A 19,917-nucleotide genomic window follows, 5' to 3' on the forward strand; every position below is an offset into this window, starting at 1 on the left:
GACTTTATGCATTTTTTGCCAGTCGCTGGCTGCGATAGGCCTGAGTCTGGTACGGGAACGCCACCGTCTCACGGCCGCGCAACGCCGGATGCGTGTTGATCAGCGACTGCAACTGTTCAGTGACAAGCGCCTTTTCCGCCGGCGGCAATGCGGCGATAAAACTCACCGAAAGGAAGCGATCCATGATCACTTCCTGGGGGCTGCCGACATGGCTGTAAGGGAAGCAGGTCATTTCGGGGGCGGAAAAATACTCGCCAGTGAACGCCTCGCGCCAACGCCCGGTGTGAAAACGCGGGGTGTCGCCCTCGTAGGGCGTGATGATTTCGGTGATCGCCGCGACCCAGTCCACGGATTCGTCCCGCACGTTCCAGATCAAACCCAGGCGGCCGTCCGGCTTCAGCACCCGGTGAATTTCCGCCAGCGCGGCGTGCGTGGAGAACCAGTGAAACGCCTGGGCGCACACCAGCGCATCGGCAGTGGCCGCTTCAAGAGGAATGGCCTCGGCGGTGCCTGACAGCAGGCGCACATCGGGCAGCTGTTTCTTCAACTGCGCGCCCATCGCCTCTACCGGCTCGACCGCGATCAACGTCGGCGCCACGCTGCTGAGCAGCCGAGTGAACTTGCCGGTGCCGGCGCCCAGGTCGATGACCGTGGAGTGCGGGTTGATCTGCAGGGCGTCGGTGAGCCAGCCCGTGAGTTGTCGTGGGTAGTCAGGCCGGCCTTGGGCGTACGTGACGGCCTGGGTAGAGAATCCCTGTTGAGCAGACTTGTGAACACCGGTCATCGCCAATCTCTCCTCTGGTAGTGCGGGGGCCACAGTGTGCGCCCTTGCCGATTTATTTTCTAATCGCTGCATCCGTTTGCGCGTGTCGCGGGTAGTACCGGTAGCAGCGCCTTGCTGCCCTTATGGAGAGACGCCCATGAACGCCAAAGCCTTGTTCTGCGTGACCTGCCTGTTCGCCGCTGCACCGGGCGCCTTTGCCCAGACCGGTTTACCCGACAGCATCAAAGTGCCGGACGGTCACAAGGTGGCAATGGAAACCACCGGAGTCGGCGAAATCACCTATGAATGCCGGGACAAGGCCAACGCAGCCGGCCAGACCGAATGGTTCTTTGTCGGGCCCAAGGCCGTGCTCAATGACCGCAGCGGCCAGCAGGTCGGCAGCTACTTCGGCCCGCCCGCCACCTGGCAGGCCAAGGACGGTTCGACAGTCACCGGTACGCAGTTGGCCGTTGCGCCGTCCAGCCCCGGCAACCTGCCCTATCAACTGGTCAAGGCCAACCCCGCCGAAGGCAAGGGCGCGATGAGTGGTGTCGCGTACATTCAACGGGTAGCCCTCAAGGGCGGCGTGGCGCCGAGCACCGAATGCACGACGGCCAACAAGGGCAAGCAGGAAGTGGTGAAGTACCAGGCCGACTACATCTTCTGGGCGGCCAACTGACCAAAGTCGTCTACGCTGCTGCGAAAGCGCCCCGGGCTCACCACCGGGGCATCGACCTGGAAGCCTTGTCCTTGCCTGACGCCGTTTTTGACTATGAAACCTGCCTGCTGGCCTGCGCCCGGGGCGAACAACCGGCCTTGCGCCGCCTGTATCAGCAGGAAAGCAGTCGGCTGCTCGGGGTCGCGTTGCGCATCGTGCGCGACAAGGCCGTGGCCGAAGACATCGTGCATGACGCCTTTATCAAGATCTGGAACGGTGCTGCCGGTTTTGACCCGCAAAAAGGCTCGGCCCGTGGCTGGGTGTACAGCGTGACCCGGCACCTGGCGCTTAACGCCGTGCGCAGTAATGGCCGCGAAGTGCCCCTTGGCGAAGAACATGAAACGGGCGAGCACACCGACACCTTCGAGTATCAGGCACGCTCGGGGCGAATCTACAGCTGCCTCGAACAACTGGACCCGGCCCGCCGCAACTGCATCCTGCATGCGTATGTAGACGGTTATTCCCACAGCGAAATCGCGCACAGACTCGGCACCCCGCTGGGCACCGTGAAAGCGTGGATCAAACGCAGCCTCGCGGCATTGCGTGAGTGCATGGCATGAACAGCATCGACGAACTGGCCAGCGAATACGTGCTGGGCACCCTGCCCGCCAAGCAACGCGCCGAGGTGGAACAGCGCCTGGCCACCGACGCCGCGTTGCGCAGCGCGGTGGACGCCTGGGAACAGTGTCTGCTGCCGTTGACCGAACAGGTCGAGCCCGAGACGCCTTCGGTGTATTTATGGCGACGCATCGAGCGCAGCCTGGGGCATTCAGCCCTTCAGGACTCGACAGTCTCGTGGTGGAACAGGCTGGCCCTGTGGCGTGGGCTGGCAGGGGCAGGCATCGCGGCGAGCCTTGTTCTGGCGACGCTGCTGCTCACCCGTACGGCGGCCATCAACCCGACCGCCTATGTGGTGGTGCTGGTCGCCCCGCAAAACCAGGCACCGGGCTGGGTGATTCAGGCGAGTCATGATCAGGCAATCCAGCTGATTCCCCTGGGCATCATGGAAGTACCGGCAGACAAGACCTTGCAGTTCTGGACCAAGGGCGAAGACTGGCAAGGCCCGGTGTCGCTGGGGTTGGTCAAGCCGGGACAATCGCTGTCGGTGCCCCTCGACAAACTGCCGCCGCTGGCCCCAAACCAACTGTTTGAGCTGACCCTGGAAAACCCCGGCGGATCGAAAACCGGCAAGCCGACAGGTCCGATTCAGGCAATCGGCCGGGCCGTTAAAGTAATCTGAACGTAATGCAATGTTGTGAAACGCCCGTTCGCGTATTTGCATTACACCTCGGGGCTATAACGTCATCATTGCGCTATAGAATCGGCGTCGAAAACCCGGCTCACTGGACCCTCCATGCCCTCAAAGACCCGTTCGCTGCTGATTCTCGCCCTCGTCGTCATCTTCACCGGCATCGGTGCCGGCCTGGGCGGCATGCTCCTGGCCTTGCTGCTGCACGGCATCCAGCACCTGGCGTACGGTTACAGCCTCGACAGCCTGATCAGCCATGAAACCTTTTTGCTCGGCGTCACCGCCGCCTCGCCTGAACGCCGGGTGTGGGTGCTGATCACCTGCGGCCTGGTGGCGGGCGTGGGCTGGTGGCTGATCTACCGCTACGGCCGCCCGTTGGTGAGCATCAAGCAAGCGGTTTCGGCGGACGCGCCGATCATGCCATCCAAGACCACCCTCGCCCACGCCGTGCTGCAAATCATCACCGTGGCCCTCGGCTCGCCCCTGGGCCGTGAAGTGGCGCCCCGGGAAGTCGGCGCGCTGGCCGCCACCTGGTTGTCACAGCGCGCACGCCTGGCGCCGGACATGCACCGGTTGATCGTTGCCTGCGGCGCAGGTGCCGGGTTGGCGGCGGTGTACAACGTGCCGCTGGGGGGCGCGGTGTTTGTGCTCGAAGTGCTGGTGGGTGTGTTCAGTTGGCCGGCCGCGGTAATTGCGTTGGCCACCTCGGCCATCGGCGCCTCGGTAGCCTGGATCGGCCTGGGGGCGGAGTCGCAATACGTGGTGCCGCACTTTGTGCTCAGCCCCGGGTTGATCGCCTGGGCGCTGATCTGCGGGCCGGTGTTTGGCCTGGCTGCCTACGGCTTCACCCGCCTGACCGGCACTGCCCGCAACCATGCCGCCCGGGGCTGGCGCCTGCCGGTGCTGTCGCTGATCAACTTCACCATCATCGGTGGCCTGGCGATTTTCCTGCCGCAAATCCTCGGCAACGGCAAGGGCCCGGCGCAGTTGGGCTTCGACAATGAGCTGACCATCGGCCTCGCCGCCGTGCTGCTGGTGGTCAAGGTGCTGATCACCGCCAGCAGCCTGCGGGCCGGTGCCGAAGGCGGCCTGTTGACCCCGGCGCTGGCCAACGGCGCCTTGTTGGCGATCATCCTCGGCGGCGCCTGGAGCCTGCTGTGGCCCGGCGTGCCGCTGGGGGCGTTCGCGATCATTGGCGCGGCGGCATTCCTGGCGTCGAGCATGAGCATGCCGCTGACGGCGATTGTGCTGGTGGCGGAATTTACCCGCATCGACCACGACTTCCTGGTGCCGATCATCCTCGCCGTGGCGGGTTCGATGTGCATGAGCAAGCTGTGCGTCGTGTGGGAAAAACGCTGAACAGGCTGGATTAAAAACCCGGCAAGCGCCATCCTCCGCGCTTTAAGCCGCCCCATCAGCGGCGTTCTACGCACAAAGGATATCCCCATGCACGACCAACCCCTTGCTCCCGCCGATTTCGAGTTCATCGACGAAACCCTGCTCAAGTACGGCGACGACCATTCGGTGCTGAACCTGGCCGAGCTGGACGGCTACTTCACCGCCCTGGTCTCAAGCCCCGCGCAGGTGGATGTGGCCGAATGGTTCCCCGGCATCTTTGGTGGGCAGAACCCGGATTGGGAAAGCCCGGAAGAAGCCAAGCGGTTTCTTGAACTGAGCGTGCGCCATATGAACGCTATCGCCACGCAACTGGCGACCCATGCAGAAGGCTTCAAGGCACGTTTCGAAGAAACCGAGCATCAGGGCCAGCCACTGACCCTGGCGGAAGAATGGTGCTTTGGTTATATCCGTGGCGCCGCGATCGGCAACTGGCCAGAGCTGCCTGCCGAACAGGCCGGGCAGTTTGAGAAAATTTCCTGGTGTGCCGAGCAGGACAACTTTGAACTGCCGGCAGACCTGGATGTAAATGCCCATCAGCAACGGGTCGCCGCGATTGAACCGGCGGCCCGTGCGTTGCACGATTACTGGTTGGCCCAGCGCTGATTAAACGCAACACCTGTGGCGAGGGAGCTTGCTCCCTCGCCACATTATGTTTTGCCTCCAGGTTCAGTTGCCGCTATTTGAAATCGACGTCAAACGCCTGATAGAACGCATTGCCGGTGTTGGCCACGATCCACATCAACACCAGCACATGCCGGCCCTTCTTGCCCTTGGGCAATGTCACTTGATGCTCTACCTTGGCCTTCAGTTCAGCCGAGTGCTGGTAGTACGGCACCTGGGTGTAGAAGTCCTCGAAGAACGGCTTGGGCTCCAGTTGAGCACGGCTGATGCGTTGCTTGGGGTCCCAGCCGTCCCGGGTGATCAACCAGCGATAACCACGGGTCACGTGCGCAGCAGTGTAGTCCCACTGCACCTTGAACACCTGGCCGGCTTCAACATTCAGCAACGGCCAGTTAAACGGGGTGTTGAGCTTCTTGCTCATTTCCTCGTCGGTGAAGTTCACGCAGTCCCGGGCATCGGTCTTGCCGCCGCTGAGGATGTACCCATCGGCGGGCGGCGTGACGCTTTGATCATCGGTTTCATAAGGCGCCGGAAACGGCCCGGCGCCGAGGGCCGGGAAGTTCTTGCCGCCTTCCATTTCGTTGACTTGCCAGTTCTCCAGCAGGCCGCGTTCTACCGCCACCGAGCCACGACTGGCCGGGGTCACGACGCGACCATGCCTGAGTTGAGTCTGGGGTTTGTTCATTTCAGTCACTCCTTGATTGAAGACTTCCCGTCATGGGAAGCGCCTTGAACTTAGCCCACCCCGCCGGGTTGTCTACCCGACGGTTCTGTCAGACAAATCGCGCCATATCCTTGTTTTGCGGGGTTTTCGCAGCAGTCCTGCGCCGGACTTGTCGTTGGTCCTACCCTGTAACAGGCGATCGGACTACAGCTGGTGTCCGTGAACACCCTGCTTCAGGTGTTGAGGATCATCTCAAAGCCGCCATAAATCATGCGTTGCCCATCAAACGGCATCGGGTTGGCGTCCGCCTTCAGGCGCGGGTCCTCCATCACCTTGCGCATCCCGGCATCACGCACCTGCCGTGACGGCCACACGATCCAGGAAAACACCACGGTTTCATCGTCCTTGAGCTTCACCGCCATGGGCAGCGACGTCACCTGCCCCTGGGGCACATCGTCGCCCCAGCACTCGACGATATTCAGCGCACCGTGCTCCTTGAACACCACGGCCGCGGCCTTGGCGTGCTTGATGAATTGTTCGCGGTTTGCGGTGGGTACCGCGATCACACAGCCATCTACGTAAGACATGGTCATTCTCCTGATGCGACGGGTTGTTGTGCCTGTAGTCGATCAATCAGGCGCGCAATCGACATCACCGGGGGAAATGTCGACCAGTGGTGTTTTACCGATTGCGATGGTGGGTTCAGGCGCCCCACGCACCAGTGGCATATTGCTGACGATAAACTCAATAAACACCCGCAGCTTGGGCGGCACCTGCCGCCCCGACGGCCACAGCAGGTTGAACTGGCCGCCCTCCCACGTGTAATCCCCGAGCACCTCCACCAGACGTCCGTCCGCCAGCGCATCGCGCACCACGAAGTCGGCGGCGTAGGTCAGGCCCTGGCCTTGCACCGCCAGTTCCATGCGCCCTTCCACCGAACTGCAGATCATCGATCGTGGCAGCTCAAGCTCCAGCGCGCGCTCGTCTCGGCGCATCTGCCAGGCCTGGAGTTTGCCGGAGGCGGGAAAACGGAAATGGATGCAGCGATGCCCGTACAGGTCTTCCGGACAGCGCGGCGTGCCGTTCCAGGCAAGGTAATCCGGAGAGCCGACGATCAACATTCGATAAAGACCCAGTGGGCGTGCCGACAATCCCGAATCCTTCGGCGCACCGCTGCGGATCACCGCGTCGAAACCCTCAGCAATCACGTCGGCCAAGCGGTCGTTGAAATCCAGGTCCAGCTCGATCTGCGGGTACAGCGCCTGGAACTCGCCGAACATCGCCAGGAACGGCCGGGCAATCATCGGCAGGCCAACCCGCAGCGGCCCCTGGGGCGCGACAAGGGTTTGCGACAGCTCTTCACCCGCCACTTCCAGTTCCGCCAGCACCCGCCGGCAGCGCTCGACAAATTGCGTGCCCTGGGCCGTGAGGGTGATGCTGCGGGTGCTGCGATGAAACAGCCGCACACCAAACTTTGCTTCCAGCCGGGCGATGCTCTTGCTCACCGCCGACGCCGAGATGCCCAGCGTCCTGCCAGCACCGACAAAGCTGCGAGCTTCTGCCGCCGCGACGAACACGCCGATGGCATTCAGGCTTTCCATACGCGCACCCATTAAGGACTCTAGAGTCCATTCTAAACAGAACTCAAGCCTGTTTTTCCGCTAATTGTTCAAGCCTATGGTGGTGGCTCGTTCCCCAGCCACAGGCTTTTCCCATGAAGATTTTCCTTACCGGTGCCAATGGTTTCGTCGGCGGCAGCGTTGCCCATCACTTGATCGCCCAAGGGCACAGCGTGCGCGGCCTGCTGCGCGACCCGCAGAAAGCCGAACGCCTGCAAGCCTTGGGCATTACCCCGGTGATCGGCAGCCTGGATGATCGTCAGCTGCTAATCGACGAAGCACGTCAGGCGGATGCCGTGATCGATGCCGCCAACAGCGACCACGCCGGCGCCGTCGACACGTTTATCGAGGCGCTACGTGGCTCCGGCAAACTGCTGATCCACACCAGCGGCTCCAGCATCATCGGCGATGATGCGTCGGGTAATACGCTGTCTGAACACGTCTTTGACGAAGACACACCCTTCATCATCGAGCCCCCCAAGCAGGCCCGCTACGACATTGACCTGCGCATGATGGCCGCCGCCGAGCTGGGTATTCGTAGCGTGGTGATCTGCCCGAGCAATATCTACGGTGTGGGCCATGGCCTGACGGATCACAGCTTTCAGTTGCCGTTCCTGATGGCTCGTGCCCGGGAAACCGGAGTGATGCGTATCGTCGGGGCTGGCGTTAATCGCTGGTCCAACGTGCACATAGATGACGTCGCACAGCTGTTCCTGCTGGCCGTGGAAAAAGCCCCGGCGGGTGCGTTTTACTTTCTGGAAAACGGTGAAGCGTCCTTTATTGACATGGCCACTGCGTTGGCCAAACGCATGAACCTGGGTGCGGTGCAGTCATGGCCGGCCGAGGAAGCCGAGCAACACTGGGACCCGACGCACGTACATTACACCTTCGGCACCAATAGCCGGGTCAAGGCCAAGCGTGCTCGCGCGCAATTGGGCTGGGCGCCGCGCCACAGTTCGATCCTGGACTGGATCGGCAGTGAGATGCCGCTATGAGTCGGGTCTGGATGATTACCGGCAGTGCCGGTGGCCTTGGGGCGGGGATCGCTCGCGCGGCGCTGGACAATGGCGATCAGGTGGTGGCCACCGACCTGGACCTGGCGCGTCTGGATCAAACGTACAACGGCGACCGCGTAATGACCGCTAGCCTGGATATCCGCGACGAGCAACAGGCCCAAGCGGTGGTAGCAGCTGCGCTGGCGCGTTTCGGACACATCGACGTGCTGGTCAATAACGCCGGCTACGGTCAGTTCGGGCCCTTCGAGGAGGTCGAGCCTGAAGCCGTCGAACGCCAGTTCGCCACCAACGTGTTCGGCACCTTCAACGTCACCCGTGCCGTGCTGCCGGTGATGCGCCGCCAGCGCAGCGGGCATCTGGTGATGATGTCGTCCAATGGCGGATTCAAGGGCGTTCGTGGGGCCTCGATGTATTCAGCGTCCAAGTTTGCAATTGAAGGGTTTTCCGAAGCACTGGCGGAAGAAGTGGCCGAGTTCGGTATCCACGTGACACTACTGGAGCCTGGGGCGTTTCGTACCGACTTTCTTGACAGCCGCGCACTCAAACTCGGCACCCGGGCGCTGCACGATTACGCGGAGTTTCGGGCCCGCACCCTGGCGGTTTTCGAGGCCCGTAACCTCCAGCAAATCGGTGACCCCGGCCGGCTCGGCCTGGCCGTCGTGCAACTAGCGGCACTGGAAGCGCCGCCCTTGCGTTTTATCGCCGGCAGCGATGCCGTCAATGTCGTCGAAGCCAAGCTGGACCAGGTCCGCGTTGACCTGGAGCGCTGGCGCTCGCTGTCCACCTCCACCGACTTTCCTCAATAAAGGCCCTTGCCATGACCGACCTCATCACCCGCGTGGAACACCTGGAAACCCGCTTCACCCTTGAGCGCCTGATCAGTGAATACGCGCACGCCTTCGACTCCCGCGACGAAACGTTGCTGCGCAGTATCTGGCACGAAGACGCGCGGCTGGACCTTGGCGCTGCGTTCGGCTGCCATGATGGTGTCGCGGCAATCATTGCTTCGGCCCACCTCAACTGGGCAATCATGCCCCATATGCATCACTGGATGGCCAACCCGCTGATCGACATCAGCGGCGACAGCGCCAGCGCCAGGGTTGCCGTGGATTGCCTGTGCACCCATAACGAACTGGGACAGGTGCAAATCAGCGGCCTGTATCACGACCATTTCGAACGCCGACAAGGGCGCTGGGCGTTCGGCGAGCGCCGCTTTGAGCTGCACTTTCTGACACCGTTGGCGGGCTGGAAGCCGCTGGCCGGGATGGAGGCGTAGATCCCCGCTCGACAACGGTAGCGTGTTTGGCCGATTATTCGTGTCCGCCAAACGCCACCCGCCCTGAAGCAGGAGCCTTGTACCTTGAGTTCGCAGAAAACCGTGACCGTTACACCGCCCAACTTTCCACTGAACGGCAAGGTAGCGCCCCCCGGCTCCAAATCCATTACCAACCGTGCCCTGCTGCTGGCCGCCCTGGCCAAGGGCACCAGCCGTTTGAGCGGCGCGTTGAAAAGCGATGACACCCGCCACATGTCGGTGGCCCTGCGGCAGATGGGCGTGGAAATTGATGAACCGGACGACACCACGTTCGTCGTCACCAGCGTTGGCAAACTGCAACTGCCGGCGCAACCGCTGTTCCTCGGCAACGCCGGCACCGCTATGCGCTTCCTCACCGCCGCCGTGGCCACCGTTCAAGGCACCGTGGTGCTGGACGGCGACGCCTACATGCAAAAACGCCCGATCGGCCCGCTGCTCGCGACCCTCGGCCAGAATGGCATCAAGGTCGACAGCCCAACCGGTTGCCCGCCGGTGACCGTGCACGGCACCGGCCGTGTGCAGGCCAAGCGTTTCGAGATCGACGGCGGCCTGTCGAGCCAGTACGTGTCGGCACTGTTGATGCTGGCAGCATGCGGCGAAGCCCCGATTGAAGTGGCCCTGACCGGCAAGGACATCGGCGCCCGTGGCTATGTCGACCTGACCCTGGACTGCATGCGCGCCTTCGGTGCCCAGGTGGACATCGTCGACGAAAGCACCTGGCGCGTGGCCCCCACCGGCTATACCGCCCATGACTACCTGATCGAGCCCGACGCTTCCGCCGCCACCTATTTGTGGGCCGCCGAAGTGCTGACCGGTGGCCGCATCGACCTCGGTGTCGCCCCGCAGGATTTCACCCAGCCCGACGCAAAAGCCCAGGCAGTGATCGCACAATTCCCGCACATGCAGCCAGTGGTCATCGGCTCGCAAATGCAGGATGCGATTCCGACCCTCGCCGTACTGGCCGCGTTCAACAACACGCCGGTACGCTTCACGGAATTGGCCAACCTGCGGGTCAAGGAATGTGACCGGGTGCAGGCCCTGCATGACGGCCTGAATGAAATCCGTGCGGGTTTGGCGACCATTGAAGGCGATGATCTGCTGGTGGCCAGCGATCCGGCCCTGGCGGGCACCTCGTGCAACGCGCTGATCGACACCCACGCCGACCACCGCATCGCCATGTGCTTTGCCCTGGCAGGCCTGAAGGTGTCGGGGATCAGGATTCAGGACCCGGACTGCGTCGGCAAGACCTATCCTGAGTACTGGAACGCGCTGGAAAGCCTTGGGGTTCATCTGACCTGGTAAGCCGTCGGCGCCGGTAACGGGAGGGAGTATTCATGACGATTCGCCAACCCTGCCCACCCGGCGCCTGCGACTGCAAGCGTGAGCAACTGCTCGACCTTCCCGGCGCCGATGCACGCATCCTGCACCTGACGCGCCAGGAAGAAAAACGCCTGCTCGAACGCCTCGAAAACCTGCAAAGCCTGCCTGACCTTGAGCGCATGCAACAACTGATGCACCAGCAACTGGGCATCCGCGTGCACATCGCGCCCGGTCATACGGAAGTCAAAAGCATGCGCGGGATCCAGATCGTTATCGATGACTTGCCGGGGTTGTGTCGCAAGACCCGGCAGTCGATTCCGGCAGCGATTCGCAAGGGCATGGAGAAACGGCCGGAGATTGCGTATCGGTTGCTGGATGCCCATGACTTGTTTCGCGAGGGTTGAGTCAGTTCCCTCTGCCACCCGCAAACGACCACTCATCCGCCGCCGTCGTGGTAATCACCACCATCACGTCCTCAGGGCTCAGCCCAATAGCGGCCTCCAGCCGCTCCACCAACACCTGGTAAAACCGTCGTTTGGTCTCGGTATCCCGGGGTTTGCCGCCGGTGATCGCGATCAGTACATAGTCGTGGCTCCGTGGGCCGCCGAGGTAGTTGGGGTCGATGATCATCTCGCCCACTTCGTGCTGGTGGATCACATGAAAGCGGTCGGCCACAGGAATCTTGAAGCTTTCCACCAGGGCGTCATGCAGTCCCTGGGAAAGGGCTTGCAGATATTCAGGGGATTTCCCGCGATGCAGGGAGATTCGGGCGTAAGGCATGGGGGTTACTCCGCAGGATCGATGGCGGCCAACAGGTTCAACGCTGACGCCGCCGTCGGCCAGCCGGAATAAAACGCCAGGTGGGTGATGACTTCGCCCAGCTCATCGACGCTTACACCGTTGCCCATCGCTCGCTGCAAATGAAACGGCAATTGCTCCAGGCGATACATCGCCACCAATGCCGCCACGGTGATCAGGCTGCGCTCCCGACGCGACAGGCCATCACGCTCCCAGATATCGTCGAACAGCACGTCGCGGGTCAGCTCGGTAAATTTGTTGCTCATGGGCTCTCGCTCCGACAATTCAGTTGACGGGCGAAAACTAGCAAGCCAGGATCATTCCGAATATCAGATTTAACAGCGACAACCATCCCGCTTTTATGGACTATTAAATGCGTCGCCCGACCTTTGACCTGGATGTATTGCGCACCTTCGTCACCGGCGTTGAACTGAACAGCTTCGCCAAGGCAGCGGATCGTCTGGGGCGCTCGACCTCCGCCGTCAGCGCACAATTGAAGAAACTCGAAGAACAGGTAGGCACGCCCGTGCTGAGCAAATCCGGCCGCGGGCTGGTGCTGACACCCGTGGGCGAAACGCTGCTCAGCCACGCCAGGCGATTGCTGGACCTCAACGACGCCGTCTTCAGCAGCCTTCATGAAACCCAGACCGCCGGCACCTTGCGCCTCGGTTTGCAGGAGGATTTTGGCGAGCATGTGCTCAGTGACATCCTGCGGCGCTTCGCCAGGCTGTACCCAATGATCAGCCTTGAGGTGCGGATTGGGCGCAACGCCGAACTGCTGGCGCTGATCGACAGCGCCAGCCTGGACCTGGCCCTGACCTGGGAAACCGGCCACACCTCGTCCGGCGCTAAACGCCTGGGGCAAACCCCGATGCACTGGATTGGGCCCCGGGACCAACCGCAACTGCCACGCGCCGAGGATGCGCCGCTTCCACTGGTGATGTTCGAGGCGCCCTGCGTATTGCGCAGCGCGGCCACCGAAGCGCTGGACCGCGCCGGCATTGCCTGGCGCATTGCCTTGACCAGCCCCAGCGTCGGCGGGATCTGGGCGGCGGTCGATGCCGGGCTGGGGGTGACCTTGCGGACCCGGATCGGTTTGCCGACGCACCTGCGTGTGCTCGACGGGCTGCCGCCGGTGCCGTCCCTGGGCTATGAACTGCATTGCAGCCATCCGGCGCCAGGCGCCGCGGTAGCACAGCTGGCAACGCTCATACAGAGCAGCCTGGTTTAGGCGGTTTCGCAAGGTTCCAGGGTGACGAACAGTTGTCGCCCCAACTTCGCCACCGTCTCCAGGTGCTGCTCGGCGGCGCCGCTCTCCGAGTCCAGTAACAGCTCGGAGGTCAGCACCTTGGCGCCACAGTAATCAAAGATCCCATGGTCGATTTGCGTGCGCATCGCGTCGGCATAGCCATGGCGTTCAAACACACCTTCATCCGCCCCGCCGACGCCCAGCAAGTGCACCTGGAGATGGCCGAGTTTTTTTACCACCTTGGTTTCAAGGCTGTAGTCGATCGCCCAACCGTTGACGAACACCCGGTCGATCCAGCCCTTGAGCAAGGCGGGCATCGACCACCAGAAGATCGGGAACACCAGCACCAACGCGTCGGCGCGGTCGAGCCGGGCCTGCTCGGCCAGTACGTCGGCCGGCGGCGTGGCGCGGGTGCGGTGCACTTTATGGTCGGCAGCGCTGTAGCGCGGGTCGAAACCTTCGGCGGCGAGGTCGGCGATTTCGACGGTGTGGCCGGCGGCCGTAATGCCGACGGCGGCCTGTTGGGCGAGGCTGTGGGTCAGGGATTGCGGGTCGTGGTGCGCAATAACGATCAGGGCGTGCATGGCAGTGACTCCTTCGGGGGTGGCGACGGGACGGCAAATTGAGTAGGCTTGAGCTAAGTTACCGTTGGTAAGTTACTTTTGGTATATAAGCATGTCAAGCGATCAATCCCCTGCCCCTCGCCGTCGCCTGTCCCGGGATGACCGGCTACGCCAGTTGCTCGACGTGGCCTGGCAACTGGTGCGCGAAGAAGGCACTGACGCCCTGACGCTGGGGCATCTGGCTGAGTTGGCCGGCGTTACAAAGCCGGTGGTGTATGACCATTTCGGCGATCGCGCGGGGCTGTTGGCCGCGCTGTATGAAGATTTCGATGCCCGTCAGAATCAGGTGTTTGCGACTGCCATCGAGACCAGCGAACCCACCCTGGATGACCGCGCCTGGGTGATCGCCTCGTGTTATGTCGACTGTGTGTTGCTGCAGGGGCGAGAAATTCCGGGGGTGATTGCGGCGCTGGCCGGCAGCCCTGAGCTGGAAGCCATCAAGCGCGAGTACGACGTGATTTTCCTCGGCAAGTGCCGGGATGCCCTCGCCCCGTTTGCGCTGGACGGTGTGATCGGCCAGGCCGCTTTACGCGGCATGCTGGGCGCGGCAGATGCCCTGTCCCAGGCTGCCGCCAGCGGCGAAATCAGCCCGCTGGAGGCGCAGGAGGAGCTGTTTGCGAGCATCAAGGCAATGGTCAATCGCGCACGCGTTCAAAAGAATTAAACAAGGGCGGGGAATAAACCGACGCGGCGGGTGTTTACCTGAGTACGCCTTGTGAATACAGCACAAGGCCAGTACCCAAACCAAGAAAAACCCCCAGGAGTTCGTCATGCTGAAAAAATTCTCCCTTGCTGCCGCTGTCGTGATTGCGTGTGCTTCGACCATGGCCTTCGCCGCCCCTGCCAATATCGCTGACAGTGCCAAGGGCAAAGTCCTGGTGGATGGCAAGGGCATGACCCTGTACACCTTCGCCAAGGACAGCGCCGGCAAATCCGCCTGCAACGGCCAATGCCTGGCCAACTGGCCGGCGCTGACCGCCTCGGCAGGTGCCAAGGATGCCGACGGTTACACCGTGATCAGCCGTGACGACGGCAGCAAGCAATGGGCTTACAAAGGCCAGCCGCTGTACACCTGGGTCAAGGACAGCAAGCCGGGCGACATCACCGGTGACGGCGTTGGCGGCAACTGGAACCTGGCCAAGCCATAAAAGACATACCCATCAAAATGTGGGAGCGGGTTTGCTGTGGCGAGCGGGCTTGCCCCGCGTTGGGTTGCGAAGCAGCCCCATCAATCTGTGGTGAACCCGACGGGGGACAAGCCCCCTCACCACAGCCAGCCCGCACCCACATTGTTCTGCGTTATCCCAGCCTTGCGTGCACAAACATCCGGGCTTTATGGGTCATCTGGTCGAAGTGACGATCACGCTGTTTCTCTGCATCGATCATCGCCCGCTTGCCGTGCTTTTGCAGCAGGTAGGTATGGATCTGCCGCACCTCCAGCGAGCTGTAGATCGACGCCACATCCAGCAACCCCATCAAGCCGTCGGTGCTGTAGTCGCGGGTGTTCATCAACACCTGAGTGCCACGCACACCGCGCAGTTGAAAGCCCATGGACTCGAACGCCGGCACCTTCTCCACCGCGCAGGTCAGTTCAGCGTGAGGGTAGCGAGCCAGCATGTCCTGCATCATCGCCCGCGCCACGCCTTTGCGCCGATGGCTGGCGTGCACCGCCATGTAGGCCACGCCGCACGCCTCGGGGTCGTCCTTCACCGGCAGGTACAGCAGGAAGCCAATCACCTGCTCCTGCGCATCCAGCGCGACGATCAATTCAACCGCAATGCCCTTCGACCCGCCCAGCGCTTCCAGGTACAGGTGCACCTCATAGCCGATCGCATACTGGTACACGTTGTACAGCAGGTTGCTCGGGGGGATGGCGACCATGCTGATGTCGGTCAGGTAGTCGACCACCATCTGCAGGATCTGCGCGTTGATCGGCTCGGGGCATGGGGTTTCGTAACGGGTAAGGCTGAACATTCGAATTCCTGGTGTTTCGTGTCAAGGCTGGGCGGATTGTACCTGTTGAAGGGCCGCAGCGGGCCCGGAGCGACTTGCTTCAGTCCTATTGTTGAAGGCGCTTGCTGTGGCGAGGGAGCTTGCTCCCGCTGGGCTGCGTAGCAGCCCCAATCAAACACACCGCGTTCTTTCAGCTAGAAACAGGATGCAGGTTTTGGGGCCGCTTCGCAGCCCAGCGGGAGCAAGCTCCCTCGCCACAGCAAGAGCGTCGCGTTCAAGACCGGCATTCCAAACGCCGTTCATTGCGCACACACCTCCCGCAGGCAACCGCGCAGCCAGCGATGGGCCAGGTCGGCGTCCAGGCGCGGGTGCCAGAGCATCGACACGGTGAAGTCCGGGAACGCGAACGGCAGCGCAAAGCGGTAAAGGTCGCTGTGCAGGTTGGCGGTATGGCGCTCGGGTACGCTGGCGATCAGGTCGGTGCTGCGAGCGAGCGCCAGGGCGGTGGAGAACCCGGCAACGATGGTCACCACGTCCCGTGTCAGCCCCAGCGCTTCAAGGGCTTGATGAATCTGGCCCTGGTCATGGCCGCGCCGGGACACGTAGAGATGCTGGCCGCCGGCAAACCGCTGCGGTGTGACTTCGCCTTCACTCAACGGGTGCCCTTTGCGCACCACTCCAATAAACCGGTCGCGGAACAGCGCCTGGGTCAGTACTTCGGGGCTGGCGCTGCTGTCGACCACGCCGGTTTCCAGGTCGACGCTGCCATCGCGCAGCGGCGTGCTGGCCTTGTCCGGTTTGTGCACGAAACGCAACCGCACGCCCGGCGCTTCCCGGGCGATACGTGCGAGCAACGCCGGGCCGAAGTTTTCAACAAAACCGTCGCTGGTGCGCAAGGTGAAGGTGCGCACCAGTTGGCTCAGGTCCAGCTTCGCCGCCGGGCGCAACACGGCTTCGGCGTCCTGCACCAACTGGCTGACCTGCTCGCGCAGCTCCAAGGCGCGCGGCGTTGGCACCAGGCCACGGCCGGCGCGCACCAATAACGGATCCCCCGTGGTTGCCCGCAGTCGTGCCAGGGCCCGGCTCATTGCCGAAGGGCTCAGGCGCAGGCGTTGGGCGGCGCGGGCGACGCTGCCTTCAGCGAGCAACACATCCAGGGTGACCAGCAAATTCAGATCAGGTGTCGACACGGCAAACCTCATAGGGCGTTTGGCGCACGTATACAGTGCAAATGCTGCGCCTTCCGCCATGTTAGGTGACGGCGTAGATTTCTGACAGCGGTCAAATTCAGGAGCCTCTTGATGAAATCACCTACACCCCGTGGCGCCCTCGTCGCCCTGTCACTGTCCATGCTGCTGGCGTCGTTGGGCACCAGCATCGCCAATGTCGGCTTGCCGAGCCTGGTGCAGGCGTTTGATGCCTCCTTTCAGACGGTGCAGTGGGTGGTGCTCGCGTATTTGCTGGCGATCACCGCCGTGATCGTCAGCGTCGGGCGACTGGGCGACCTGCTGGGCCGCAGCCGCCTGCTGTTGGCGGGGTTGTTACTCTTCACGATTGCCTCGGCCCTGTGCGGTATGGCCCCGTCCCTCGGCCTGTTGATTGCAGCCCGCGCCCTGCAAGGCCTGGGCGCCGCGATCATGATGGCGATGACCATGGCGCTAGTGGGCGAGACCGTCGCCAGGGAACGTACCGGCCGTGTCATGGGTTTGCTGGGCACGATGTCAGCCATGGGCACTGCGCTGGGGCCAAGCATGGGTGGCGTATTGATTGCCGGGTTTGGCTGGCGCGCGCTGTTCTTCATCACCGTGCCGCTGGGGTTGCTGACCTTTGCCCTCGCCCGCAGCTCTCTGCGCGTCGACCGCCGCGAACAGCAGCCCACGTCATCCGGGTTCAGTTTCTGGTCGACATTGCGGGATTCATCCCTGAGCACCGGCCTGGCCATGAGCGCACTGGTGTCGGCGGTGATGATGGCGACGTTGGTGGTCGGGCCGTTCTACCTGACCCACGGCGCCGGCCTCGACCCCGCGTGGATGGGCCTGACGATGGCCGTCGGCCCCTGCGTTTCGGCAGTGATGGGCGTACCGGCGGGCCGCTTGACCGACCGTTTCGGCAGCGGCCCGATGACCGTCGCCGGGCTGCTGGCGATGGTGACCGGCTGCCTGTTGCTCTCACTGACGCCGCTCAACCTCGGGGTTGCCGGGTACATCGCCCCGCTGATCATCCTCACCCTCGGCTACGCCCAGTTTCAGGCTGCCAACAACACCGCCGTAATGAGCGACGTTCTGGCGGACCGTCGCGGCGTGGTCGCCGGCCTGCTTAACCTGTCACGCAATCTGGGGCTGATCGCGGGCGCCTCGGCATTGGGCGCGGTATTTGCGCAGGTGTCCGGTGACCTCGCCACGGCCAGTCCCTACAACGTAGGACGTGGGATGCAAGCCACGTTCGGCGTGGCATTGGCACTGATTGGCGTAGGCCTTTTCCTGGCACTGCGCACCCGGCTCGGCGCCGCGAATCTTGACAAGGTAAAATCGTAACGACTATTGTCTGACAACCTGATTACCAAGGTTGTCCCATGCTTGAGCTCCAGCGCCCTGATTCGCTCGTTATGCGCGTTGTCAGCGCCATTCGTGCAGAAATCGATTCCGGCCACCTGGCGCCCGAAGCGCGCCTGCCCACCGAACAGCAACTGGCTGAACAGCTGAACGTCAGCCGCTCGGTGGTGCGCGAAGCGATTGCCCAGCTCAAGGCCGATGGCGTACTCACCGCCCGCCGTGGCCTGGGCTCATTTATCTCCCAGACCCCGGCCGGCACGGTGTTCCGCTTTCCGGAAAAAAACGGCCGCCGCCCGGACCTGGCACAAATGTTCGAAGTGCGCCTGTGGATCGAAACCCAGGCCGCCTCGATTGCCGCCCAACGCCGCGACGCTGCAGACCTGCAGCGCATGAAAAGCGCCCTGCAGGAAATGCACGACAAACGCGCCGACTTCGAAGCCGCCGCCCTGGCTGATGTGGAATTCCATCGCGCCATCGCCGAGGCCAGCAAGAACGACTATTTCGTGGCCTTCCATGACTTCCTCAGAAGCCAACTGGCAAGCGCCCGCAAGACCGCCTGGGAAAACTCTGCCACCCGCTTTGTCAGCGGCTCGGCCGACGCCACCCAGGAACACACCGCGCTGTACCAGGCCATTGTCGACGGTGACGCCCAAGGCGCCGCCGCCTGTGCCGAGGCCCACTTGCGTGCCGCAGCAAGGCGCCTGCACCTGGAGCTGCCGGCCATCAACTGACGGATCCAGGCTCATTTGAAGCGTGCCGCTGGCGCGCTGTTTTTTTAATAAAACCATTAGTCTGACAACCTGATAAGCAGACTGAAATGCGTAGGTAACCCACACAATGATTTATGACTTTTGCATCATCGGCGGCGGCATCGTCGGCCTGGCCACCGCGATGGAGCTGCTCAAGCGCCAGCCCGACGCGTCCCTGGTGATCCTGGAAAAGGAAAGCCTGCTGGCCAAACACCAGACCGGCCACAACAGCGGCGTGATCCATGCCGGCATCTACTACGCGCCGGGCAGCCTCAAGGCCGATTTGTGCAAGCGTGGCGCCGAAGCCACCAAGCAGTTCTGCACCGAGCACGGGATCAAGTTCGAGGTGTGCGGCAAGCTGCTGGTGGCCTCCACGCCGCTGGAAGTGCAGCGAATGGAAGCGCTCTACGCCCGCTCGCAGCTCAACGGGATGAAAGTCGAACGCCTGGACGCCGACCAGTTACGCCAGCGCGAACCGAACATCGTCGGGCTGGGGGGGCTGTTTCTCGACGCCACCGGCATCGTCGATTACCGCGAAGTCTGCGAAACCATGGCCCGGGTGATCCGCCGCGCTGGCGGCGAAATCTGCCTGGAACGCACCGTCACCGACATCGTCGAGGACACCGACAAGGTCACCGTCAGCACCCGTGGCGAAAGCTGGCAGGCCAAACACCTGGTGGTGTGCGCGGGCTTGCAATCGGACCGCCTGGCGGTGATGGCCGGGGTCAAGATCGACCACCAGATCATCCCGTTCCGTGGCGAATACTTCCGCCTGCCGGCCTCGAAAAACAACATCGTCAACCACCTGATCTACCCGATTCCCGACCCGGAGCTGCCGTTCCTCGGCGTGCACCTGACCCGCATGATCGACGGCAGCGTCACCGTCGGCCCGAATGCCGTACTGGGCCTGGGCCGCGAAAACTACCGCAAATTCTCGGTGAACTGGCGCGACGTGGCGCAGTACGCGAGCTTCCCGGGCTTCTGGAAAACCATCTGGCAGAACCTCGGTTCCGGCAGCGTCGAGATGAAGAACTCGCTGTTCAAGTCCGGCTACCTGGAGCAGTGCCGCAAGTACTGCCCCTCGCTGAACACCGAAGACCTGCTGCCCTACGAGGCCGGTATCCGCGCCCAGGCCGTGATGCGCGACGGCACCCTGGTGCACGACTTCCTGTTCGCCCAGACCCCGCGAATGCTCCACGTGTGCAATGCGCCCTCACCCGCTGCCACCTCCGCGATTCCCATCGGCGCGATGATCGCCGACCGCATGTTCACGCCTCACTGATACCCGCGACACGCCGCACTTTGACAAT

25 protein-coding genes are annotated in these 19,917 nt (G+C 62.8%); 16 read left to right on the top strand and 9 right to left on the bottom strand.

Annotation, left to right across the window (positions count from 1 at the left end; translation table 11 throughout):
* Nucleotides 1-4: 4 nt before the first annotated feature.
* Entirely contained in the window at nt 5-784 is a 780-nt protein-coding gene (locus P3C29_RS18390; protein ID WP_275965100.1) for a class I SAM-dependent methyltransferase, read from the bottom strand.
* Nucleotides 785-920: 136 nt separating this feature from the next.
* Between P3C29_RS18390 and P3C29_RS18395 the strand changes: the two genes are divergently transcribed.
* From P3C29_RS18395 to P3C29_RS18415, 5 genes are all read left to right on the top strand, one after another.
* Nucleotides 921-1,442 (top strand): DUF3455 domain-containing protein, encoded by a 522-nt coding sequence (locus P3C29_RS18395; protein ID WP_275965101.1) that lies wholly within the window; start codon nt 921-923, stop codon nt 1,440-1,442.
* Nucleotides 1,443-1,513: 71 nt separating this feature from the next.
* Nucleotides 1,514-2,041: a sigma-70 family RNA polymerase sigma factor gene (locus P3C29_RS18400; RefSeq protein WP_275965102.1), complete on the top strand. Its 528-nt coding sequence runs from the start codon at nt 1,514-1,516 to the stop codon at nt 2,039-2,041.
* A complete protein-coding gene (locus P3C29_RS18405) occupies nt 2,038-2,721 on the top strand; it encodes an anti-sigma factor (protein WP_275965103.1) in 684 nt (227 codons plus the stop codon). Before P3C29_RS18400 ends, P3C29_RS18405 begins: the two co-directional genes overlap by 4 nt.
* A 114-nt stretch (nt 2,722-2,835) precedes the next feature.
* Nucleotides 2,836-4,089 carry a chloride channel protein gene (locus tag P3C29_RS18410; protein ID WP_275965104.1) on the top strand — a complete coding sequence of 418 codons (1,254 nt, stop codon included), beginning with the start codon at nt 2,836-2,838 and terminating at the stop codon, nt 4,087-4,089.
* A gap of 87 nt (nt 4,090-4,176) precedes the next feature.
* Nucleotides 4,177-4,731 carry a UPF0149 family protein gene (locus tag P3C29_RS18415; RefSeq protein WP_275965105.1) on the top strand — a complete coding sequence of 185 codons (555 nt, stop codon included), beginning with the start codon at nt 4,177-4,179 and terminating at the stop codon, nt 4,729-4,731.
* 73 nt (nt 4,732-4,804) lie between these two features.
* Here the strand turns inward: P3C29_RS18415 and P3C29_RS18420 are convergent, their stop codons facing one another.
* The 3 genes from P3C29_RS18420 to P3C29_RS18430 form a co-directional block, all read right to left on the bottom strand.
* Nucleotides 4,805-5,434 carry a lytic polysaccharide monooxygenase auxiliary activity family 9 protein gene (locus tag P3C29_RS18420; protein WP_275965106.1) on the bottom strand — a complete coding sequence of 210 codons (630 nt, stop codon included), beginning with the start codon at nt 5,432-5,434 and terminating at the stop codon, nt 4,805-4,807.
* 212 nt (nt 5,435-5,646) lie between these two features.
* The gene (locus P3C29_RS18425; protein WP_275965107.1) at nt 5,647-6,000 is read right to left on the bottom strand and encodes a DUF1428 domain-containing protein; all 354 of its coding nucleotides are present in this window, start codon (nt 5,998-6,000) and stop codon (nt 5,647-5,649) included.
* A gap of 42 nt (nt 6,001-6,042) precedes the next feature.
* Nucleotides 6,043-7,014, bottom strand: a complete 972-nt coding sequence (locus tag P3C29_RS18430) for a LysR family transcriptional regulator (RefSeq protein WP_275965171.1) — start codon at nt 7,012-7,014, stop codon at nt 6,043-6,045.
* Between the two features lie 113 nt (nt 7,015-7,127).
* Between P3C29_RS18430 and P3C29_RS18435 the strand changes: the two genes are divergently transcribed.
* The 5 genes from P3C29_RS18435 to P3C29_RS18455 all read left to right on the top strand — a co-directional run bounded on the left by P3C29_RS18435 (nt 7,128) and on the right by P3C29_RS18455 (nt 11,087).
* On the top strand, nt 7,128-8,027 hold the full coding sequence (locus P3C29_RS18435) for an NAD-dependent epimerase/dehydratase family protein (protein ID WP_275965108.1): 900 nt from the start codon (nt 7,128-7,130) through the stop codon (nt 8,025-8,027).
* Complete coding sequence (locus P3C29_RS18440; protein WP_275965109.1) at nt 8,024-8,854, top strand: SDR family NAD(P)-dependent oxidoreductase; 831 nt, start codon at nt 8,024-8,026, stop codon at nt 8,852-8,854. Before P3C29_RS18435 ends, P3C29_RS18440 begins: the two co-directional genes overlap by 4 nt.
* Before the next feature lie 11 nt (nt 8,855-8,865).
* Nucleotides 8,866-9,324: a nuclear transport factor 2 family protein gene (locus tag P3C29_RS18445; RefSeq protein WP_275965110.1), complete on the top strand. Its 459-nt coding sequence runs from the start codon at nt 8,866-8,868 to the stop codon at nt 9,322-9,324.
* Between the two features lie 84 nt (nt 9,325-9,408).
* Nucleotides 9,409-10,665, top strand: a complete 1,257-nt coding sequence (gene aroA / locus P3C29_RS18450) for a 3-phosphoshikimate 1-carboxyvinyltransferase (RefSeq protein ID WP_275965111.1) — start codon at nt 9,409-9,411, stop codon at nt 10,663-10,665.
* Between the two features lie 32 nt (nt 10,666-10,697).
* Nucleotides 10,698-11,087: a hypothetical protein gene (locus P3C29_RS18455; protein ID WP_010169661.1), complete on the top strand. Its 390-nt coding sequence runs from the start codon at nt 10,698-10,700 to the stop codon at nt 11,085-11,087.
* Nucleotide 11,088: 1 nt separating this feature from the next.
* Here the strand turns inward: P3C29_RS18455 and P3C29_RS18460 are convergent, their stop codons facing one another.
* Together P3C29_RS18460 and P3C29_RS18465 are read right to left on the bottom strand one after the other, a co-directional pair.
* On the bottom strand, nt 11,089-11,463 hold the full coding sequence (locus P3C29_RS18460) for a tautomerase family protein (protein WP_275965112.1): 375 nt from the start codon (nt 11,461-11,463) through the stop codon (nt 11,089-11,091).
* Between the two features lie 5 nt (nt 11,464-11,468).
* Entirely contained in the window at nt 11,469-11,747 is a 279-nt protein-coding gene (locus tag P3C29_RS18465) for a carboxymuconolactone decarboxylase family protein (protein ID WP_275965113.1), read from the bottom strand.
* A 107-nt stretch (nt 11,748-11,854) separates the two neighbouring features.
* On the opposite strand from P3C29_RS18465, the gene P3C29_RS18470 reads away from it, so the two are divergent.
* Entirely contained in the window at nt 11,855-12,712 is an 858-nt protein-coding gene (locus P3C29_RS18470) for a LysR substrate-binding domain-containing protein (protein WP_275965114.1), read from the top strand.
* On the opposite strand, the gene P3C29_RS18475 is transcribed toward P3C29_RS18470, so the two are convergent.
* Complete coding sequence (locus P3C29_RS18475) at nt 12,709-13,314, bottom strand: NAD(P)H-dependent oxidoreductase (protein ID WP_275965115.1); 606 nt, start codon at nt 13,312-13,314, stop codon at nt 12,709-12,711. The two genes, P3C29_RS18470 and P3C29_RS18475, sit on opposite strands and share 4 nt — an antisense overlap.
* A gap of 91 nt (nt 13,315-13,405) precedes the next feature.
* Here P3C29_RS18475 and P3C29_RS18480 point away from each other — a divergent pair, with 91 nt between their 5' ends.
* Together P3C29_RS18480 and P3C29_RS18485 are read left to right on the top strand one after the other, a co-directional pair.
* Complete coding sequence (locus tag P3C29_RS18480) at nt 13,406-14,017, top strand: TetR/AcrR family transcriptional regulator (RefSeq protein WP_275965116.1); 612 nt, start codon at nt 13,406-13,408, stop codon at nt 14,015-14,017.
* A gap of 106 nt (nt 14,018-14,123) precedes the next feature.
* The gene (locus P3C29_RS18485) at nt 14,124-14,501 is read left to right on the top strand and encodes a hypothetical protein (RefSeq protein WP_275965117.1); all 378 of its coding nucleotides are present in this window, start codon (nt 14,124-14,126) and stop codon (nt 14,499-14,501) included.
* Between the two features lie 151 nt (nt 14,502-14,652).
* On the opposite strand, the gene P3C29_RS18490 is transcribed toward P3C29_RS18485, so the two are convergent.
* The gene (locus P3C29_RS18490) at nt 14,653-15,327 is read right to left on the bottom strand and encodes a GNAT family N-acetyltransferase (protein ID WP_010169668.1); all 675 of its coding nucleotides are present in this window, start codon (nt 15,325-15,327) and stop codon (nt 14,653-14,655) included.
* A 278-nt stretch (nt 15,328-15,605) separates the two neighbouring features.
* Nucleotides 15,606-16,496, bottom strand: coding sequence for a LysR family transcriptional regulator (locus P3C29_RS18495; protein WP_275965118.1), 891 nt, complete (start codon nt 16,494-16,496; stop codon nt 15,606-15,608).
* Nucleotides 16,497-16,607: 111 nt separating this feature from the next.
* Between P3C29_RS18495 and P3C29_RS18500 the strand changes: the two genes are divergently transcribed.
* The 3 genes from P3C29_RS18500 to lhgO all read left to right on the top strand — a co-directional run bounded on the left by P3C29_RS18500 (nt 16,608) and on the right by lhgO (nt 19,889).
* Nucleotides 16,608-17,840, top strand: a complete 1,233-nt coding sequence (locus P3C29_RS18500; protein ID WP_275965119.1) for an MFS transporter — start codon at nt 16,608-16,610, stop codon at nt 17,838-17,840.
* A gap of 38 nt (nt 17,841-17,878) precedes the next feature.
* Entirely contained in the window at nt 17,879-18,589 is a 711-nt protein-coding gene (locus P3C29_RS18505) for a FadR/GntR family transcriptional regulator (RefSeq protein WP_029615839.1), read from the top strand.
* Nucleotides 18,590-18,695: 106 nt separating this feature from the next.
* Nucleotides 18,696-19,889 (top strand): L-2-hydroxyglutarate oxidase, encoded by a 1,194-nt coding sequence (gene lhgO / locus P3C29_RS18510; RefSeq protein ID WP_275965120.1) that lies wholly within the window; start codon nt 18,696-18,698, stop codon nt 19,887-19,889.
* Nucleotides 19,890-19,917: the final 28 nt, after the last annotated feature.

The organism is Pseudomonas sp. 1912-s (assembly GCF_029269205.1).
Lineage (GTDB): Bacteria > Pseudomonadota > Gammaproteobacteria > Pseudomonadales > Pseudomonadaceae > Aquipseudomonas.

Excerpts from the sequence above, each read along its gene's own strand:
- P3C29_RS18420 (WP_275965106.1), bottom strand. The coding sequence starts at position 5,434 with ATGAACAAACCCCAGACTCAACTCAGGCATGGTCGCGTCGTGACCCCG.
- P3C29_RS18455 (WP_010169661.1), top strand. The coding sequence starts at position 10,698 with ATGACGATTCGCCAACCCTGCCCACCCGGCGCCTGCGACTGCAAGCGT.
- P3C29_RS18405 (WP_275965103.1), top strand. The coding sequence starts at position 2,038 with ATGAACAGCATCGACGAACTGGCCAGCGAATACGTGCTGGGCACCCTG.
- P3C29_RS18410 (WP_275965104.1), top strand. The coding sequence starts at position 2,836 with ATGCCCTCAAAGACCCGTTCGCTGCTGATTCTCGCCCTCGTCGTCATC.
- P3C29_RS18470 (WP_275965114.1), top strand. The coding sequence starts at position 11,855 with ATGCGTCGCCCGACCTTTGACCTGGATGTATTGCGCACCTTCGTCACC.
- P3C29_RS18505 (WP_029615839.1), top strand. The coding sequence starts at position 17,879 with ATGCTTGAGCTCCAGCGCCCTGATTCGCTCGTTATGCGCGTTGTCAGC.
- P3C29_RS18465 (WP_275965113.1), bottom strand. The coding sequence starts at position 11,747 with ATGAGCAACAAATTTACCGAGCTGACCCGCGACGTGCTGTTCGACGAT.
- P3C29_RS18395 (WP_275965101.1), top strand. The coding sequence starts at position 921 with ATGAACGCCAAAGCCTTGTTCTGCGTGACCTGCCTGTTCGCCGCTGCA.
- P3C29_RS18460 (WP_275965112.1), bottom strand. The coding sequence starts at position 11,463 with ATGCCTTACGCCCGAATCTCCCTGCATCGCGGGAAATCCCCTGAATAT.
- lhgO (WP_275965120.1), top strand. The coding sequence starts at position 18,696 with ATGATTTATGACTTTTGCATCATCGGCGGCGGCATCGTCGGCCTGGCC.
- P3C29_RS18475 (WP_275965115.1), bottom strand. The coding sequence starts at position 13,314 with ATGCACGCCCTGATCGTTATTGCGCACCACGACCCGCAATCCCTGACC.
- P3C29_RS18425 (WP_275965107.1), bottom strand. The coding sequence starts at position 6,000 with ATGTCTTACGTAGATGGCTGTGTGATCGCGGTACCCACCGCAAACCGC.
- P3C29_RS18430 (WP_275965171.1), bottom strand. The coding sequence starts at position 7,014 with ATGGAAAGCCTGAATGCCATCGGCGTGTTCGTCGCGGCGGCAGAAGCT.
- P3C29_RS18445 (WP_275965110.1), top strand. The coding sequence starts at position 8,866 with ATGACCGACCTCATCACCCGCGTGGAACACCTGGAAACCCGCTTCACC.
- P3C29_RS18435 (WP_275965108.1), top strand. The coding sequence starts at position 7,128 with ATGAAGATTTTCCTTACCGGTGCCAATGGTTTCGTCGGCGGCAGCGTT.
- P3C29_RS18485 (WP_275965117.1), top strand. The coding sequence starts at position 14,124 with ATGCTGAAAAAATTCTCCCTTGCTGCCGCTGTCGTGATTGCGTGTGCT.
- P3C29_RS18490 (WP_010169668.1), bottom strand. The coding sequence starts at position 15,327 with ATGTTCAGCCTTACCCGTTACGAAACCCCATGCCCCGAGCCGATCAAC.
- P3C29_RS18500 (WP_275965119.1), top strand. The coding sequence starts at position 16,608 with ATGAAATCACCTACACCCCGTGGCGCCCTCGTCGCCCTGTCACTGTCC.
- P3C29_RS18415 (WP_275965105.1), top strand. The coding sequence starts at position 4,177 with ATGCACGACCAACCCCTTGCTCCCGCCGATTTCGAGTTCATCGACGAA.
- P3C29_RS18440 (WP_275965109.1), top strand. The coding sequence starts at position 8,024 with ATGAGTCGGGTCTGGATGATTACCGGCAGTGCCGGTGGCCTTGGGGCG.
- P3C29_RS18390 (WP_275965100.1), bottom strand. The coding sequence starts at position 784 with ATGACCGGTGTTCACAAGTCTGCTCAACAGGGATTCTCTACCCAGGCC.
- P3C29_RS18480 (WP_275965116.1), top strand. The coding sequence starts at position 13,406 with ATGTCAAGCGATCAATCCCCTGCCCCTCGCCGTCGCCTGTCCCGGGAT.